The organism is Dactylosporangium fulvum (assembly GCF_025137375.1).
GTDB lineage: Bacteria > Actinomycetota > Actinomycetes > Mycobacteriales > Micromonosporaceae > Dactylosporangium > Dactylosporangium fulvum.
In genome coordinates, this window is record NZ_CP073720.1 from 9,092,737 (window position 1) to 9,107,961 (window position 15,225).

Consider the following 15,225-nt stretch of genomic DNA (forward strand, 5'->3'; position numbering starts at 1 on the left):
TGACCGGGGTGTCACCCAACCCGGCCAACGCGCCCGTCAACGATCCGTCACCAGTTCTTCCGGACCCCGGGAATCGTCCTCTTCACACAGTGCTTACTCGTGGCGCAGACCCCGATCTCCGCCTTGATGACCACGTTGCCCGTCTTCCCCTCCCAGTTTCCCTTCGGGAGAGTCAAGCCTTTGGCACCGTTCGGGATGAACGGGGTGTAGACAAAGGATTCGCTTCCCTGAGCCCGGAAGACCGAGTCCTTCTTCTTCTCGTAGTTATGGATCCAGACCTTCACGTACTTCCAGCAGTTGGCCTTATCGCCCTTACCGACGAGGTCCTCCACGCTGCCCATGATGAAAGAGGGGCCGCTCATATAGCGACCCCAGGCGTGACAATTGCCGTCCTTGACCTCGAACATGGTGCCCGAATTTCCACCCTGTCCGGCCGGGCTGGCGGTGGATGCGTCGGCGAGCGCCGCGCTACCCGCGATCAGCCCGGCGATCAGCGCGACGCCGATCGCCAGCGGCGCGAACTTCTTCTTCAAGATGTCGATCATCGTCTGCCTTCGCGGCTCGGATTTGTCGGGTCATTGGCCGGCCGGTATCCAGCACAGCGCAACAACGGCTGGAAACCCACCCGACGGCCGTACGAAACTGTCCAAAACGCCTTGTCCGGACCGTCATTTCGAATGTCTGGCCTGTTCTGCACGACGATTCCATCGTCCGGAGCGGGTCGGATCGAACGGATCAGCGGGTGCGACGGTCGAGCCAGCCGTCGCCGTTGACGTCCTCGGACCGGGCGTCCATCACGCCGTCGCGGTTCGTACCGACGTCGGCGGAGTCGATGAGCCCGTCGTCGTCCTCGCTGCGCAACCGACTGCGGTTCACCGCGTCGGACGTCGCGGCGCCGGCCAGTATCCGTAACCGGGTACGGCTCCGACGGCTCCAGCGGGTCATTGGCTCAACCTCGGCGGAATGGACTGAGCCGGACCGTCCCGGACGCTCTCCCCTCTCGCAGGACATCGATCGGGTGCCGTGTGCTGGCACCGACAACGTCCGCCAACACGACGGGAGCACATCGTGCGGAGGAAACTCGGCATCACGCGATTCGGCCGGATCGCCAAACTGGCGTTGGCCATCGCCGCCATCGGCATCGCACTGGTCGGCACGGCGGGCCTGGCGCGCGCCGCTGGCAGCACCTCCTCGTGCGACACCGGATCGGTTGCCGACAAGGCCGTCTGTCAGGCCCGCGAACAACTCGGCAAGCCGTACGTCTGGGGCGGCAAGGGCCCGAAGAACTTCGACTGCTCCGGCCTGACGCACTACGTGTACGCGAAGGCCGGCTTGAAATGGTCGTACTACACCGCGGCTGGCCAGTACGACTACGGTCGAACGAAGCACTGGGCGGTCTCGACCAAGGATCTGCGTCCCGGGGATCTTCTGTTCTTCGACTGGAGCGGCGGTGGCATTGACCACGTCGGCATCTACATCGGCGGCAACCAGATGATCGAGGCTTCGTCGGGGAGCGACAAGGTCAAGGTAACGACGCTGACACATTTCCACAAACAGCACATGAAGAGTTCCGCGGTGCGGCCGGCCGGCGCCCCGAATCTAAAGTCGACGGAGACCGAGCCGTCTTCGAAATCCGCGAAGGCCGAGCGGCCGTCTCCGAAGCCGACGAAGACCGAGCCGCCTTCTGCGAAGCCGACAAAAACCAAGCCGCCGTCTCCGAAGCCGACGGCGGAGGACGGATTTCCCAATCCGACGGTGATCTACCAGGTTGGATAGCCACGCGAGTCCAGTTCGGCGTCCGCCGATCATTTAGGTCGGCGGACGACGGCGTGTCGACGAATTTTCGCCCTCTTTACAAGGGCCGCTGCTTTCGGTGGAATGGATTGACCATCCGAGCCGGACAGCATCCGGCTATCTTGCGGGGAAGAGGCGGATGTGCGGGTGCTGAACGATGATGCGCCGACCAGTTCGGCGTCGGACGATGCGGCCACCGAGCGTGTCGAACTGCCGGCCACTCGCCAGGATGCGGGCGGCATCGGCGTAGCTGAGGCCGCGGCTGGCTTGGACCATGCCACTTCTCCGGCCCAGTTCGTCGCCGCGATGGCCGCGCTGAAGCAATGGTCCGGACTCACCTACCGGCAGTTGCAGCGCCGCGCACAGCAGGCCGGCGACGTCCTGCCACACAGCACGGCCGCGGCCGCGCTCACTCGCACCACCCTGCCGCGCGAGGACGTGGTCGCCGCGTTCGTACGAGCTTGCGGCGGCGACGAGTCGTCGGTCGCGCGGTGGCTGGCGACCCGCAAACGTATCGCCGCGGCGACGGTCCAAGGCACTGCGGAGCCGACCCAACCCACCACCGACAGTGATGGGCCGGTGCCACTCGCGCCCGCCCTCGCCGCACAGCTGGTGTCCGGCCGGGTGCCCACGCCGCCGGAGCTTGACCCAGCAGCCACACAGCCGAAGCCCGACCTGGCAGCCACGCAACCGGAGCCCGACCCAGCAGCCGCACAGCCGGACGAGCGCCTGACGGAGTCGCCGGCGATTGTCGAGCCACCCATCGGTGTCGAGGTCGTCCGGTCCGCTGCTCCGGAACTCACCGCTGACCGGCTCCCGGAGAGCGACTGGTCGGAGGGTGACTGGTCGGAGAGCGACCTGTTGGGACCCGATCAGCCGCGCACGCGGAGCGCGCTCAACAACGCCGTGGCCGAGCAGGACCGGGGCTCGTGGACCGGCATCCACCGCTACGACCCCGCCGTCGAGGTGCCCCGACCTGCGGGGATCCGTTGGCTGATCCCGCCGATCGCTTACCGCACCGGGTGGGCGGCGCGGGTCCTGTCCGGTGTGCTGGTCCTGCTGCTCATGGTGGTGGCGACGGCGATCACGGTGGGGTTCGTTCGCGGCCACGGCAGCGATCGGACGTCGTCACCGAGCATCAGCGTCAGCGAAACCGCGGACCCGGATACCGACGACCTCGGCACCGATCCCGACTCGGGCCCCGTCTCGACCGGACCGACCACTCCGCCTGGCGCCAACCGTACCGAATCGACCGCCACCACGGCCCCTGCGCCGTCGACCTCGGTCGTTCCGACCCCGGTGGTTCCCGGTACGACGGGGCAACCAGGTCCCGTGGTCAAGGAATCCCGCACCGGCCCCGCGGCCCAGCCGACGACGACAACGGCCACCACCACCTCCCCCACCTCCGGCCCCAACCCCGGTAGCGGAGGCGGCAAGCCGCCGGTGTGTACCGGCCTTGTCTGCACCGTCGGCCCCACGTCCACCACAACACCGCCCGACTGCACCCGGGGCTGCGTAGGCTGATCGCGGTCCGGGACTATCCCGACCATACCGACCTGGGCGTCCCGGACTTTTCCGAGACGGCCGCCGGTGGGCTGTAGCAGTTGTCGATGTTGGTGAGCGCCGGCCGGCCCGCTCCGCGATGCGCAAGGCCAGCCGCCCGCAGCATCGCAGCGAGCCGGTCGCGGATCGACGCCGTGCGGGTGCGGGACCTACACGACGGCAACTCGACGCGGACCTGGTCGTGGATGCCACCAGCCACGGCTTCCGGGCGCCGCACCGGCTGGGAGAGCTCGGCCTGCCGGGCGTGGTCGAGGACGTGGTCGGCTCCGGGCGGCGCGACGCCACCAGGTCTTCCGGGCGCCGACCGGCGCCGCGACCGGCTTCCCGATCGTCAACGTCCAGACCGGGCCAGATGGGCAGTGGCAGAAGGTCACCGCTGCGGACGATCCCTGGGACGAGCCGACGGCGGCGCTGGATGCGGAGGGGAGCACGCGCTGTTCGAGCGGTGGTACGCCACGCGGGCGGCCCGGACCGGCGCGTACGGTGCGATCAACCACGCTGGTCCAGCACCGCTTCGCGACGGTTCGCATACCACTGAAAGCGGCCGCCGGGGCGTCGTCGCCCCGGCGGCTCACGGGCTGAGCGAGGGTCAGTGCTAGATCACGTTTTTTGGCACGATCACGTCGCCGTTGATGTAGCCGGCATTCGCTCCGTTATTCGCGGATCCCCAGTCCACGGCGGCCATATGGTGGATTGAGTTGTCAGAGGGATCGCGCACCAGATAGGCCTTCTGGGTCTTCTTGGTCTTGGGGTCGTACCAGGCGTCATTCCAGCCGTAGATGACCAGGTAGTGGGCCGTGAGTGCAGAGGCGTTCTTCCACCACAGATTGCCCGGCTTGACGGTGATGATGACCGGAGCCCCTTCGTTGATCGCCTTCTTGGAGAAGGTGTAGAGCTGGCCCACGCCGGTGCGCGGGTGATTGGTATACCTGATATTGGTCTTCGGCGCCGCCCAGCGCCCTAGCGCGATGTTGACTGCGTTCGCGACATTCTCGGGAATACTGAAACCGTAGCTGTCGGTGTTCATCCCGTCGGCCAGCTTCCTCTGCGTCGCGTCATTCTTCGAGACCCCGAAGGCGGACAGCAGTATCTGGGCGGCGCCTGGGCCGCACCAATTCCACTTCTCCTGCTTGGCACCGACCACCGACAGGATGTGCCACTGGTCCTGCGTACGATTCTTCGCCGCGTACGCGCTGGCCCCCACGGTGCCCGCGCCGATCACCACCAGCGCGAGCACGAGCGGAACGACTTTCTTCCTGAGGGCCCCGGCGAGTCGCCCGGGCATCGACAGAAGCATACCTTTGTTCCTTTCCAGGGTTTGACTGTGGTGCGCCCATTCCACCCATTCCAGCCTTCGCCCAACAGCCCACAGCCAGCCTCGAACAATCCCGAACACACAGGTCAGCGCAGTCGGGACAGTCCCGTACCGCGATCACCACGAGCGAATTTTCAGGCGCTCGACCGCGCCCACCGACAATCCCGACACGTTCATTTCCGGATTATCCCGATCAGTCCCGTACAGCCTTCGATGAAAGCCATGTGGAAGACGAAAATCGCCCCGCTCGCCGTGGCGTTCGTCGCGGTCGGCGGCATCATCGCCGGCCTCGCGACGGTTGCCGCCGCCGGACCGCTGCCCGGCACCGGCTGCCCGATCGGATACGTCGTCGCCTACACCGATCAGTCTTACGGTGGTGGCGCGACCGGAAATGTGAGGGCCGGGCTGCGTGTGAAGCCGTGGATGGCTGACAGTTCGTGCGTCAAGGCCAGGTATCGCCACCGGCCTCGGTAGCGAGCAACGGGCACTGCTCGTCGTCGACGACGGTGAGCAGTGCCCTCCGCAACACGCTGGGCGACCGGCCTCTCTTCATCGGTCAGGCGGTGCGCCGCCCCCGCACCAGGTGCCGGTGACGTTGATCCCGGCGATCCGGTCGGGGTCGCTGTGCACCGGGTCACGGTCGAGTTCGACAAGGTCCGCAGCCGCGCCTGCACGCAGCACGCCCGCCTGCCCCGCCGCCCCCCAGCGCCACGGCCGCTTCCCTGGTGTACGCCTCGAGGGTCCGTTCGACGGTGAGGCCCTCCTCGCGGTGGACCACCGCACCACCGGTGACGCGGCGGGTGACCGCGGCCTGGATGCCGACCAGCGGCGACAGCGTGCCGACCGGATAGTCGCTACTGGCCGCCACCAAGGCGCCCGCGTCGAGCAGCATGCGCATCGGGATGAGCTTGAGCGGACCGGGCAGCGGCAACATGGTCAGCTCCGCGCCGAGGTCGTGGAGGAAGGACGGCTGGGCCACCACGCGGTGGCGGGGTCGCAGACCATGGCGTGCTCGATACGGACCGGCGTACCGAGCCCGTCGACGACCTCGAGCGCATCGGCAACCGCGCCGTTGCTCACCGTCAACGACGGAACCAGGCCGCTACATCCTCATCCGGAGCACCGTCAGACAGCCAACTGACGCGCCTCGCTATTTGCGCGACAGTGTCTCGACGTACCGTTACGGTCCTTCGACGGCGAGGCAAGGAGGCTACCGATCATGACGGACCTGTTCGCCCTGGCAGCCGACGCGTTCCTGGCCGGTGACCTCGCCCTGGCCAAGGATGCCTACGGTCAACTGCTGGGCGTCTTCGACCTCGACCAGGAGGTCGGCACGTTCTGCGGGCCTTCGAGCCCGTCCGACATGGTCGCCACCGATGTCCCCGAAGCCGTCGCCCGCTATCTGCGGGCTGTCTTTGAGACAACCCCACTGTCCGAGCGCGCCGAGGAGCTCTACGACCGGTACGCCGACCTGGGCCGTCTCGCCCCCGCCACCAGCCTGCACGCAATCGCTGACACGCTGCGCAATGGACTGCCTGATCTGGACGACTTCCTTCCGGCCTGGATCGAGGTTCTCACCGAGCACACCGGCGGGTACTGGGCTCGCGACCGGCAGCGTCTGCTCACCGAGGCCACCGTTTGGCACGCGGGCACCGACAGCTTGGCCACGGTGGCCCGCAGGCCCGGGGACCACCAGCCCACCACATACCTGGACTGGATCAACGCACTCACCCGCGACGGCCGTCTCGACGATGCCGCTGCTGCCGCCCGCGAGGCAACGACCATCACGGGCCTGCCCGCCGAGCGGAGCGCCGAGGTTGCCGACCGGCTGGGGGAACTCACCGCCCGTCTCGGCGACCCGCAGGCCGCGCTCGACGCCCGCCGCACGGCTTGGCGTACCCACCGGACCCGCAGCCGGTTGCTGGCGCTGGTCGTCGCGGCCGATGCCGCCGGCCAACGCGCCGGGACGCTGAAGCGCCAGCAATGGTTCGACGCCGCACGGAGCGTCGCGGACCGGCGCATCGACGCGGTTGTCGGTAACAAGCATCGTGGCGCCTACCATCGGGTCGCCGTCCTCGCGGTCGCCTACGCCGAGGCGCTGGCCCTGGCCGCAGATCAGGCGGCCGGGGCTGCTTTCATCACCGCCACCCGCAGCCGCTATCCCCGGCACGTCGCCTTCCGTGACGAACTCGACCGGGCGACCGCCGCTGTTGCCGGCACCTCCCCAGCGCAGGCGATAGCCTCCCGTGAACCCAGTCAACCGCGCCGGACCCGAACGGCAGGTCGCCGTGGTCGCCACGTCTGCGCTGTCAGCCCGACAGGTCGTCACCCCGGTCGAGGTCCTGATCGGGGTCGGCTGGCTGAACGCCGCCGATGTCAAGGCATGGCGCCATGGCCGTACGCGGCGCCCACCCACCGGCCGTCCGACCACGGACGCCAGGTGGAGTCACCTCGGCCCATCCTCCCAGGGAAGAATGGGCCGGGTGTCTCATGGTGCTCAAGGGGCGGCCGACCGTTGCGCCCGTGCGCCGAGTGCCTGGACGACGAGGCGTATGCCTAGGTACGCGAACGGCAGCAGCAGCAACAGGTCCGCCGCATACGCCACAGCCGGTTCCCGAGGGATACGGCTGAGCGGGAACGCCACCGCACCTGCGCAGGTCAGCAGGCCGACCGGGACCGGTACGGCACGGATTCGGATCAGGACCGCGCCGAGGACGAAGACGGACGTGGGGAACAGGACGCCGGCGATCCAGAACGCCAGGAATGCGGCGGACGGGTGCTCGCCGAGCAGACGAACGGCCTCGGCGTGGCTGACATTGAAGAGTTCCTCCTGCATGCCCTGGATGCCGAAGGTGGCGCCGCCGACGCAGCCGTACATCGCGAGTGGATGAGCGAGCGCGGTGTACCGCGGAACCCGGTCCTCGATCGAGCGGAACACGGCGGTGAGGCCGACGATCCAGCAGACGGTGGCCAGGATGATGAGCGTGCCGGTGTTGACGCCCTGGAAGCCGTCCTTCCAGAAGTACGAGGACAGGCCCTGGAATATGGGCGCGGCGACGAGACATCCGCCGGCGACGATGCTGCGCAGGCGGTGCATCAGCCCTCCCGCACAGCGGTGAGGCGGTACGAGACCCACCGGACCGCACCGGCCACGAGGCCGGCAAACGCGGCCGCCTGGTACACCACGGCCGCCCGGCCGAAGCCGTCCTGGAACACCGTCTCGGCGAGCGGCTCATCGGTGAGGATGGCGGTGCGGAGGAGCACAATGGCGCACCAGCAGGACAGTGCGGGGACGAGCGCGACGGCGAACGGGCGCGCCAGCAGCCGCCACAGCCAGGGACCGGTGCCGGCGCCCGCAGCCAAGACCACCCCGCCCACCAGGAAGAACAGCACCGCTGCCATGTTTGTTGTGCTGGCCAGGGCAATGCCGCGCAGGGGCGTTCCGGCGTACAGCAGCAGCATCAGCGCGAGTCCGACACCGCCGGCGATCCCCGAGGACCGCCAGGGCCAGCGGCGCAATAGTCGCACCACCGAGCCGGGGCGCAGTTCCGATTCCCGCGCGGTCGTGTTTGTTGTTGTCATGCATCAACGGTAAAAATTCGTCGGCGTGCGGCCGTCCGCTCAGCGCTGCGACCTCGGTACCGCGTCCGCGCTACCGCGACTACCGCAACCGCGGTATGCCGGCCAGCCCGGACTGGTAGGCGATGACCACCAACTGCGCCCGGTCGCGGGCGTCGAGCTTGGCCATCGCCCGGTTGACGTGCGTCTTGGCGGTCGCCGGGCTCATGCTGAGCCGGTCGCCGATCTCCTGGTTGGACAGGCCGTCGGCAACGAGCGCGACGACCTGCCGTTCGCGCGCGGTCAGCGTGCCCAGGCGCTCCAGCGGCGTGCCCTGCCGGCCGGTGCGGCCGGCGAACGCGGCGATGAGCCGGCGGGTCACCTTCGGTGCGAGCAGGGCATCGCCGGCAGCGATGACGCGCACGGCGTTGCGCAGGTCCTCAGGTCCGACGTCTTTGAGCAGGAAGCCACTTGCACCGGCGTGCAACGCGGCGAAGACGTACTCATCGAGGTCGAACGTGGTCAGGATGAGCACCTTCGTGCCGGGTAGGCGTTCGTCGCCGATCAGGCGCATGGTGGCGGTCAACCCGTCCGTGCCCGGCATCCGCACGTCCATCAGGACAACATCAGGTCGATGCGCCCGGGCCAGCATGATGGCCTCGTCGCCGTCAGCGGCCTCGCCGACGACCTCGATATCGTCGGCGCGCTCCAGCAACACCCGAAAGCCCGCACGGACCAACGCCTGGTCGTCGGCCAGCAGCACCCGGATCGCCATGGTCAGACCACCACCGGCAGCCAGGCCCGCACCCGGAAACCGCCGGCGTCGCCGACGGGACCGGCGTCGAGTGACCCACCGAGGCTCGCCGCCCGTTCCGCCATGCCGACCAGCCCGTTGCCACCGGACGACGCATTGCCGCGCCACGCGAGCGCGCCTCGGCCGTCGTCGCGGATCTCCAGCCCCAGACCGTCCCAGCGGAACTCGACCGTGATGTCGACCTGGGTGGCATCGGCGTGCCGCAGCACGTTGGTCACCGACTCCTGCACAATCCGATAGGCGGTGATCTCCACCAACCGTGGCAACGGGCATCGGTCGCCGACGTAACTGATGCTGATCGACGGTTCGCGCAGACCATGCGCGGTCGCCAGATCCTGCAACCGCTCCAGCCCGTGCGCCAGTGCCGAAACGTCCAGCGCACCGTCACCGTGGACATCGATGACGTCGGTGGCCCGCAACACACCAACCGCCGCGCGTAGCTCGCCCATCGCCTCCCGGCATGCGCTACGCACCACCTCCAACGCTTCACCTGCTCGTCTTGGGTCGTCATCGATCAGTTCGGCGGCCACGCTCGCCTGCACTGAGATCACCGCCAGCGTATGCGCCGAAACGTCATGCAACTCCCGGGCGATGCGCAGCCGCTCCTCGGTGAGCACCTGCGCGGTTGCCCGCTCACGCTCCGCGGCCAGCAGTGCCGTGCGGGCCTCGTGCTCCGCACGCCAAGCCCGCCGGCTGCGCACCCCGTCACCGAGCAGGAGCGCGGCCAGGAACAGCAGCGTGGAACTGTCGAGCGCGGCGTCGAACAGTTGAGCACCGGTCTGTGCCGTGCGGGCGAGTGCGTCAGACACCAGCAGGCCACCGGCCACCGCCAGGCCGGCACGCCGCCGCGACGCGACCGCCACCGAGTACAACGCCACCCACACCGGCACCGCGGGAGCGCCGCCCGGGTAATCAAGCGTGTGATAGCACACCCACAGCACCGCGACAACGCTCAACGTCAGCGCGGGCCACCGGCGCCGGACGAGCAGGATGACCGACATCGCCACTCCGATGCCGTACCCGACGGCGTCCGGCGCTCGATCGCCGGCTTGCAGCACGCCATACCCGATCCGGTACACCGTCGCGACCCCGGCGAACACCGCCAGGAACACGTCGACCGCCCACGGCGGCAGGTCCACCACCAGCCGCCGCAACCGCGCAACCGACATTGTCACCTCGCCCGTTGCCCGCCGACCGAACTCCGGCCGACCGTCATCACCAGCGCCACCGCGGCCGGCTGCGCCACCCAATCAGACGAGGCGTGCGCCTCAAGGATCGCCAACGCGACGACCAGGAACCCGCCCATACGGTAAGCATTGCGTTGGTGAGCCAGGCATATTCGCCGTACATCCACCACACGATGCCCAGCACCAACACCACCTGCGCGAGAGCGGCTTCGGGGTCGGCCATGGCTGAAAGTCTAATACTCCAACGTCACTTCAGCCGTCGCGTGTGAATCTGCGCCGACATCGCATCCAGCCGCGTTGCGGCGAGTCGGAAGGTCGAGGTGTCGGTCGACAGCAACAACCCCGCGGAACCCGACCGGCAGCCGCACCTCACTGATCGCCCGCAGCGCCTCGGCCCGGCGGAAGGGGTCGCCGCTCTCGAGCCGCAGGACAACCTCGAACTCGGTCATGACGCTCGTTGTCGGCAGCCGCGCAAGACGATTCGTTGGCGGCGCCCTCCTACACTCGGCGTCATGACCAGGCCCCAGCTTTCGTGCCCACTGTGCCGATGTACCCAATTCCAGCAGGAGACGTCGCGTCAGGACAGTCGATGGGGATTCACCAGTCACCGGATGACCTTGCTGATCTGTCGTCAGTGTCGGTACGTGCTGCATTTTTATGACCGTCACAGCATCTTCGACTTCGATTGACGAGATCGTGGGGCTCACCTGGCTCGTCACCCTCTCGGCGTCCGCACCGCTGTGCGCCGCCGAAATCCCGCCTTGGTGATGCGCCATAACGTCGGCAGCCGGTCGGCACTGGTGCCAGGATCGGGGCATGAACCAGGAGCAACGGTCAAAGATCGCGTATGGCCGCGGTTTCCTCGCCGCCCTGGACCAGAGCGGCGGCAGCACCCCGAAGGCGCTGGCGCAGTACGGGGTGCCGGAGTCGGGCTATACGACCGAGGACGAGATGTTCGACCTCATGCACGAGTTCCGGTCGCGGATCATCACCTCGCCGGCCCTCAACGGTGACCGTGTCATCGGCGCGATCCTGTTCGAGCAGACCATGGACCGCGACGTGGCCGGCACGGCCGCCCCGCTGTACCTGTGGGAGCACAAGCAGGTCGTTCCGTTCGTCAAGGTGGATGAGGGCCTCGCCGACGAGAAGGACGGCGTGCGGCTGATGAAGCCCTTCACCAAGCTGGACGACCTGCTTGCGCGGGCCACCCGCCGCCGCGTGTTCGGCACCAAGATGCGCTCGTTCGTCACCCGGGCCGACCCGGCCGGTGTCGCCGCCGTTCTCGACCAGCAGTTCGGCTACGCCGAGCGGATCCTCGACGCCGGCCTCATGCCGATCCTCGAGCCCGAAGTCGACATCCACAGCGACGAGAAGCAGCCGGCCGAGGAGTTGCTGCGGCAGGGCATCCTCGACCGCCTGCCGGCGCTGCCGGACGGGCGGCAGGTGATGCTCAAGCTTTCCATTCCGACCCAGGACGACTTCTACGCCGGGCTGATCGAGCATCCGAGGGTCCTGCGGGTGGTCGCCCTGTCGGGCGGCTATTCCCAGCAGGATGCCGACGTCCGGCTCGCGCGCAACCACGGTCTGATCGCCAGCTTCTCCCGAGCGCTGACCGAGGATCTGCGGCACCAGCAAACCGACGACGAGTTCAACCGGGTGCTCGACACCTCCGTCGCGGGCATCTACAGTGCCTCGACCACGTGAGGGACGGGGAGCAGGCATACGACAACGGCTCGGCCCGCCGGCCGTCTCAATCAAGGGGCAACGCCGCCGAGCCCGAGAAACTTGCCGCCTTCCTGTATGACGGGTGCCGGTGTGACACGGGGCGTCAACTCTCGTCCACGAAGGGTGGCGCGGGGGGCGAACCGGGCATGGGGGCCAGCAGGTATCCGCGGGTGCGGAAATCAGCAGCCGGAGAATCCTGCTGGCGTCGAGGTGCTCCCTCACCGGTACGAGGGAACGTTGAGTGAACATCCACACCCCAGTGTGAACAGGTGATCCACCATGACAACCCGCCCGGTCGACCCGGTGCTGAGCATGGCACTGTTCGTCTCTGACACCCCTACGACATACGACCTGGACGACACGACCGTTCGCGACATCGTCGACCGCACGCTCGAACGACTCGGGCCGGACGAGTGCTACGCCCGTGCCGCGGAAGTGTTCGGCGACCGCCCCGACGTGGCGCTCGACCGGATCACGTGGGCGCGCGAGCTGTGCTCCCGGGCGCTGACGCCCGCGCTCGCCGGCGTCTGACCGGCGAAGCGGACGTCTGACCGGCGAAGCAGACGTCTGACCGGCGCTGCACCGGCACGGTGACCGGTGTCCGCCGGCTACGGCACCGAACGGATGCGCAGCACGAACACGCTGCCGAGGAGGGTCACGACGGCGGTCAACACGTACAGGACGGGATAACCGCCCAGGTGTACCACGATCGGCGCCGCGAGTGCCGGCCCCAGCACTTGCGGTGCCGAGTTGGCGATGTTGATGACGCCGAGGACCGCCGCGGCGACGACGGCGACCGGCCACGACGGCCAGAACGCGAGCAACAGAGCGGCGCCGGCCATCACGATCCCGGACCAGATCACGAAGACGCGCCGGCGGCCGGTGCGGTCCGAGCGCCGGCCCGCGAACACGGTCGTGGCCATGAGCGCGACGGTGTACACGAGGATGAGAACAAGCAGGCCGGTGTCCGGGTCGGCCAGATGCACCCGGTCCTGCAGGAAGTAGAGCAGATACAGGGTGCCCAGCGCGTTGCCGAGCTGGATCAGGAACCGGGTGATCCAGGCCCACGCGAAGTCGGGGTGCCAGCGCGGGCTGACCCAGAAGCCGGCGAGCGAGAACCTGGGCCGGTCCGCGCGCTGGATCCGGTCGTCGGCGGTGAACAGCACGAACGGTACCGGCAGCAGCACCACGAGGACCGCGAGCGCGATGTAGCCGTGACCAGCACGACGCCGAGCACCACCCCGAGCACCTGCGGGATGCCGACCCAGCCGGAGACCGCTCCGCGCTGGTCCACCGGCACCCGGTCGGGCACGGCCGCGGTCAGCGTCGCCAGCATGGTGTTGAGGCAGGTCTGTGCGGCGACCCAGCCGAGTGCCACACCGAGGATCGTGTGCTGCCCGGCGAGGAGCACGAGGGCCGCTCCGGCCAGGAGCGCGCCGCCGAGGGTCCAGCCGTGCCTGCGGCCGAAGCGGGCCGTGGTGCGATCGGACAGCGCGCCGGCGAGAGGGTTGACCACGACGCAGACGCCTTGCGTCAGCTCCCTGCGGTCCGGTCCGAGCCGGCGGAAAGCCCGGGAAGGCCCGTGAGGTGCCCCTGCCGGGAGCTTCGCGGCTCCTGACGGGCGACCGGGGCGAGGCCGGCGGCCAACTCCTGCAGCAGCGTGGACAGGATGAGCAGTTTGTCGTGGGTGTCGATCGGCAGGTTGCGGAAGCCGGCGATCCACTCCGCGCTGTCCACGGTGTGATCGTTTCGCGGCGGCCGGCTCGCGCGTCGCTCCCGTGCGGGCGGCTCGGCGTCGCCGTCGAGGGCGGGCAGGCCGCCCGCGAGGATGCGGCGGACGCTGCCCGCACCCCAGCCCAGGGCGCGTTCCAGCCGGCGCAGGATGTGCGGCCGGTACGAGCCGCGCTGACCGCTCTCAAGCTGATAGAGCGTGGCAGGCGACGGGCCGCCGACGCTGTGGACCTCACGCTGGGTGAGACCGAGCTCCGCGCGACGCTCGCGGATGAGCCGCCCGAGGTGGTCCCAGGCAGCCTGATCGGAGCTCACATGCTCGTCGCTGCCCCGGCTCATGCTCCACATCATGCCGGACGCCGCCCTGGTCGTTCCGCACCTTGGCGGGTGCATCGAGATCGATTCGTCACATCAGCGCGACCCACAGGCCTTGATAGGGCTAGATAGGGATTCTTACGTCAAGTTATTGACTCCTAGAGCTACATGTGCCTACGGTGGCGACAACTTGATCGAACGTTTGTGCGATCCGCGGTGAGGAGAACCAGCGTGACCACCCTCAACTTCAGCCGCGCCAGCAAGGAGCAGGCGAAGGCTCGCATCGCCCTGACCGGGCCGACCGGCTCGGGCAAGACCTACACGGCGCTCATCGTCGCCGGGGAGATCGGTCAGCGGGTCGCCCTGATCGACACCGAGCGGGGCAGCGCGTCCAAGTACGCCGACGAGTTCACCTTCGACACCCTCCAGCTGACCCGGTTCGAGCCGTCGGCTCTGATCGACGCGCTGGCGGTGGCCGCGCACGCCGGCTACGACGCGCTGATCGTCGACTCCTTCTCGCACTTCTGGTCCGGCACCGGCGGCATCCTCGAGCAGGTCGATCACGCCGCCAAGCGCGCCGGCGGCGGCAACAGCTTCGCCGGGTGGAAGGAGGCCCGGCCGATGGAGCGGGCGATGATCGACGCCCTGCTGGCGTACCCGGGCCACGTCATCGTCACCATGCGCGCCAAGACGGAGTACGTGGTCGACAGCGACGAGCGCGGGCGCAAGGTGCCACGCAAGGTGGGGCTCAAGCCGGACCAGCGCGACGGCATCGAGTACGAGTTCGACATCGTCGGCGAACTGGACCAGGAGAACACGCTGGTGGTCTCCAAGTCCCGGGCGAAGTCCCTGTCGGGCATGGTGATCCACGCGCCCGACGGACGGTTCGCCGAGCTCATCCTGGAGTGGCTCAACGCCGGTCGGCCGGCGCCGACCGTGGCCGACTACGTCGCCGCCGCCGCGGACCCCGAGGCCAGCTACGACCAGCTGCGCAACCTCTACGAGGAGGTGGCCCGGCGCCACCTGCTCGAGGCCGCCGTCCTGGACCCCGACGGGCGGCCGATCACCCTCGCCAAGCTGATCGTGCAGCACGGCAACAAGGCCAAGAACCGGGTCGTCCGAGCCGCGGACGCCGACCAGGACGGCTGGCGCGAAGCGGCATGAGCGGTCCGGAGCGCAGCGGAGGGGCCGCTCATCATGGGCTCAGTGCGGAGCTCAGGCGG

At 68.6% G+C, this 15,225-nt stretch carries 19 protein-coding genes and 1 pseudogene; 7 read left to right on the forward strand and 13 right to left on the reverse strand.

Annotation, left to right across the window (positions count from 1 at the left end; all coding sequences use genetic code 11):
* Positions 1-47: 47 nt before the first annotated feature.
* Complete coding sequence (locus tag Dfulv_RS41780) at positions 48-545, reverse strand: hypothetical protein (protein WP_259859350.1); 498 nt, start codon at positions 543-545, stop codon at positions 48-50.
* Positions 546-735: 190 nt separating this feature from the next.
* Complete coding sequence (locus tag Dfulv_RS41785) at positions 736-945, reverse strand: hypothetical protein (RefSeq protein WP_259859351.1); 210 nt, start codon at positions 943-945, stop codon at positions 736-738.
* Between the two features lie 123 nt (positions 946-1,068).
* Between Dfulv_RS41785 and Dfulv_RS41790 the strand changes: the two genes are divergently transcribed.
* On the forward strand, positions 1,069-1,776 hold the full coding sequence (locus tag Dfulv_RS41790) for a C40 family peptidase (RefSeq protein ID WP_259859352.1): 708 nt from the start codon (positions 1,069-1,071) through the stop codon (positions 1,774-1,776).
* Between the two features lie 324 nt (positions 1,777-2,100).
* Positions 2,101-3,318 (forward strand): hypothetical protein, encoded by a 1,218-nt coding sequence (locus Dfulv_RS41795; protein ID WP_259859353.1) that lies wholly within the window; start codon positions 2,101-2,103, stop codon positions 3,316-3,318.
* 634 nt (positions 3,319-3,952) lie between these two features.
* Here Dfulv_RS41795 and Dfulv_RS41800 read toward each other — a convergent pair.
* A complete protein-coding gene (locus Dfulv_RS41800) occupies positions 3,953-4,642 on the reverse strand; it encodes a C39 family peptidase (RefSeq protein ID WP_259859354.1) in 690 nt (229 codons plus the stop codon).
* 252 nt (positions 4,643-4,894) lie between these two features.
* Here Dfulv_RS41800 and Dfulv_RS41805 point away from each other — a divergent pair, with 252 nt between their 5' ends.
* Complete coding sequence (locus Dfulv_RS41805; protein ID WP_259859356.1) at positions 4,895-5,146, forward strand: hypothetical protein; 252 nt, start codon at positions 4,895-4,897, stop codon at positions 5,144-5,146.
* Positions 5,147-5,306: 160 nt separating this feature from the next.
* Here the strand turns inward: Dfulv_RS41805 and Dfulv_RS41810 are convergent, their stop codons facing one another.
* On the reverse strand, positions 5,307-5,651 hold the full coding sequence (locus tag Dfulv_RS41810) for an amidohydrolase family protein (RefSeq protein ID WP_259859357.1): 345 nt from the start codon (positions 5,649-5,651) through the stop codon (positions 5,307-5,309).
* A 240-nt stretch (positions 5,652-5,891) separates the two neighbouring features.
* On the opposite strand from Dfulv_RS41810, the gene Dfulv_RS41815 reads away from it, so the two are divergent.
* Entirely contained in the window at positions 5,892-7,232 is a 1,341-nt protein-coding gene (locus tag Dfulv_RS41815) for a hypothetical protein (RefSeq protein ID WP_259859358.1), read from the forward strand.
* Here the strand turns inward: Dfulv_RS41815 and Dfulv_RS41820 are convergent.
* From Dfulv_RS41820 to Dfulv_RS41845, 6 genes are all read right to left on the reverse strand, one after another.
* Entirely contained in the window at positions 7,170-7,769 is a 600-nt protein-coding gene (locus tag Dfulv_RS41820; protein ID WP_259859359.1) for a hypothetical protein, read from the reverse strand. The two genes, Dfulv_RS41815 and Dfulv_RS41820, sit on opposite strands and share 63 nt — an antisense overlap.
* Positions 7,769-8,254 (reverse strand): hypothetical protein, encoded by a 486-nt coding sequence (locus Dfulv_RS41825; protein WP_259859360.1) that lies wholly within the window; start codon positions 8,252-8,254, stop codon positions 7,769-7,771. Before Dfulv_RS41825 ends, Dfulv_RS41820 begins: the two co-directional genes overlap by 1 nt.
* A gap of 79 nt (positions 8,255-8,333) precedes the next feature.
* On the reverse strand, positions 8,334-9,005 hold the full coding sequence (locus tag Dfulv_RS41830; RefSeq protein WP_259859361.1) for a response regulator transcription factor: 672 nt from the start codon (positions 9,003-9,005) through the stop codon (positions 8,334-8,336).
* A gap of 2 nt (positions 9,006-9,007) precedes the next feature.
* Complete coding sequence (locus Dfulv_RS41835; RefSeq protein ID WP_259859362.1) at positions 9,008-10,213, reverse strand: sensor histidine kinase; 1,206 nt, start codon at positions 10,211-10,213, stop codon at positions 9,008-9,010.
* A gap of 2 nt (positions 10,214-10,215) precedes the next feature.
* Complete coding sequence (locus tag Dfulv_RS41840; RefSeq protein ID WP_259859363.1) at positions 10,216-10,350, reverse strand: hypothetical protein; 135 nt, start codon at positions 10,348-10,350, stop codon at positions 10,216-10,218.
* A gap of 114 nt (positions 10,351-10,464) precedes the next feature.
* Entirely contained in the window at positions 10,465-10,680 is a 216-nt protein-coding gene (locus Dfulv_RS41845) for a hypothetical protein (RefSeq protein ID WP_259859364.1), read from the reverse strand.
* Between the two features lie 367 nt (positions 10,681-11,047).
* Here Dfulv_RS41845 and Dfulv_RS41850 point away from each other — a divergent pair, with 367 nt between their 5' ends.
* Both Dfulv_RS41850 and Dfulv_RS41855 read left to right on the forward strand, forming a co-directional pair.
* The gene (locus Dfulv_RS41850) at positions 11,048-11,935 is read left to right on the forward strand and encodes a fructose bisphosphate aldolase (protein ID WP_259859365.1); all 888 of its coding nucleotides are present in this window, start codon (positions 11,048-11,050) and stop codon (positions 11,933-11,935) included.
* Positions 11,936-12,235: 300 nt separating this feature from the next.
* Positions 12,236-12,487 carry a hypothetical protein gene (locus Dfulv_RS41855; protein ID WP_259859366.1) on the forward strand — a complete coding sequence of 84 codons (252 nt, stop codon included), beginning with the start codon at positions 12,236-12,238 and terminating at the stop codon, positions 12,485-12,487.
* A 77-nt stretch (positions 12,488-12,564) separates the two neighbouring features.
* On the opposite strand, the gene Dfulv_RS48665 is transcribed toward Dfulv_RS41855, so the two are convergent.
* The 3 genes and pseudogenes from Dfulv_RS48665 to Dfulv_RS41865 form a co-directional block, all read right to left on the reverse strand.
* Complete coding sequence (locus Dfulv_RS48665) at positions 12,565-13,143, reverse strand: MFS transporter (protein ID WP_319805854.1); 579 nt, start codon at positions 13,141-13,143, stop codon at positions 12,565-12,567.
* A gap of 59 nt (positions 13,144-13,202) precedes the next feature.
* Positions 13,203-13,472 (reverse strand): annotated as a pseudogene (locus tag Dfulv_RS48670) (MFS transporter); the annotation flags it as partial.
* Between the two features lie 17 nt (positions 13,473-13,489).
* Positions 13,490-14,026, reverse strand: a complete 537-nt coding sequence (locus tag Dfulv_RS41865) for a helix-turn-helix domain-containing protein (protein ID WP_259859367.1) — start codon at positions 14,024-14,026, stop codon at positions 13,490-13,492.
* Positions 14,027-14,233: 207 nt separating this feature from the next.
* Between Dfulv_RS41865 and Dfulv_RS41870 the strand changes: the two genes are divergently transcribed.
* A complete protein-coding gene (locus tag Dfulv_RS41870; RefSeq protein ID WP_259859368.1) occupies positions 14,234-15,166 on the forward strand; it encodes an ATP-binding protein in 933 nt (310 codons plus the stop codon).
* Positions 15,167-15,225: the final 59 nt, after the last annotated feature.

Bases quoted from the DNA above. Each gene is read 5' to 3' on its own strand.
- Dfulv_RS41780 (WP_259859350.1), bottom strand. From the start codon at position 545: ATGATCGACATCTTGAAGAAGAAGTTCGCGCCGCTGGCGATCGGCGTC.
- Dfulv_RS41785 (WP_259859351.1), bottom strand. From the start codon at position 945: ATGACCCGCTGGAGCCGTCGGAGCCGTACCCGGTTACGGATACTGGCC.
- Dfulv_RS41795 (WP_259859353.1), top strand. From the start codon at position 2,101: ATGGCCGCGCTGAAGCAATGGTCCGGACTCACCTACCGGCAGTTGCAG.
- Dfulv_RS41800 (WP_259859354.1), bottom strand. From the start codon at position 4,642: ATGCCCGGGCGACTCGCCGGGGCCCTCAGGAAGAAAGTCGTTCCGCTC.
- Dfulv_RS41805 (WP_259859356.1), top strand. From the start codon at position 4,895: ATGTGGAAGACGAAAATCGCCCCGCTCGCCGTGGCGTTCGTCGCGGTC.
- Dfulv_RS41815 (WP_259859358.1), top strand. From the start codon at position 5,892: ATGACGGACCTGTTCGCCCTGGCAGCCGACGCGTTCCTGGCCGGTGAC.
- Dfulv_RS41820 (WP_259859359.1), bottom strand. From the start codon at position 7,769: ATGCACCGCCTGCGCAGCATCGTCGCCGGCGGATGTCTCGTCGCCGCG.
- Dfulv_RS41825 (WP_259859360.1), bottom strand. From the start codon at position 8,254: ATGACAACAACAAACACGACCGCGCGGGAATCGGAACTGCGCCCCGGC.
- Dfulv_RS41830 (WP_259859361.1), bottom strand. From the start codon at position 9,005: ATGGCGATCCGGGTGCTGCTGGCCGACGACCAGGCGTTGGTCCGTGCG.
- Dfulv_RS41835 (WP_259859362.1), bottom strand. From the start codon at position 10,213: ATGTCGGTTGCGCGGTTGCGGCGGCTGGTGGTGGACCTGCCGCCGTGG.
- Dfulv_RS41840 (WP_259859363.1), bottom strand. From the start codon at position 10,350: ATGGGCGGGTTCCTGGTCGTCGCGTTGGCGATCCTTGAGGCGCACGCC.
- Dfulv_RS41845 (WP_259859364.1), bottom strand. From the start codon at position 10,680: ATGACCGAGTTCGAGGTTGTCCTGCGGCTCGAGAGCGGCGACCCCTTC.
- Dfulv_RS41850 (WP_259859365.1), top strand. From the start codon at position 11,048: ATGAACCAGGAGCAACGGTCAAAGATCGCGTATGGCCGCGGTTTCCTC.
- Dfulv_RS41855 (WP_259859366.1), top strand. From the start codon at position 12,236: ATGACAACCCGCCCGGTCGACCCGGTGCTGAGCATGGCACTGTTCGTC.
- Dfulv_RS41865 (WP_259859367.1), bottom strand. From the start codon at position 14,026: ATGAGCCGGGGCAGCGACGAGCATGTGAGCTCCGATCAGGCTGCCTGG.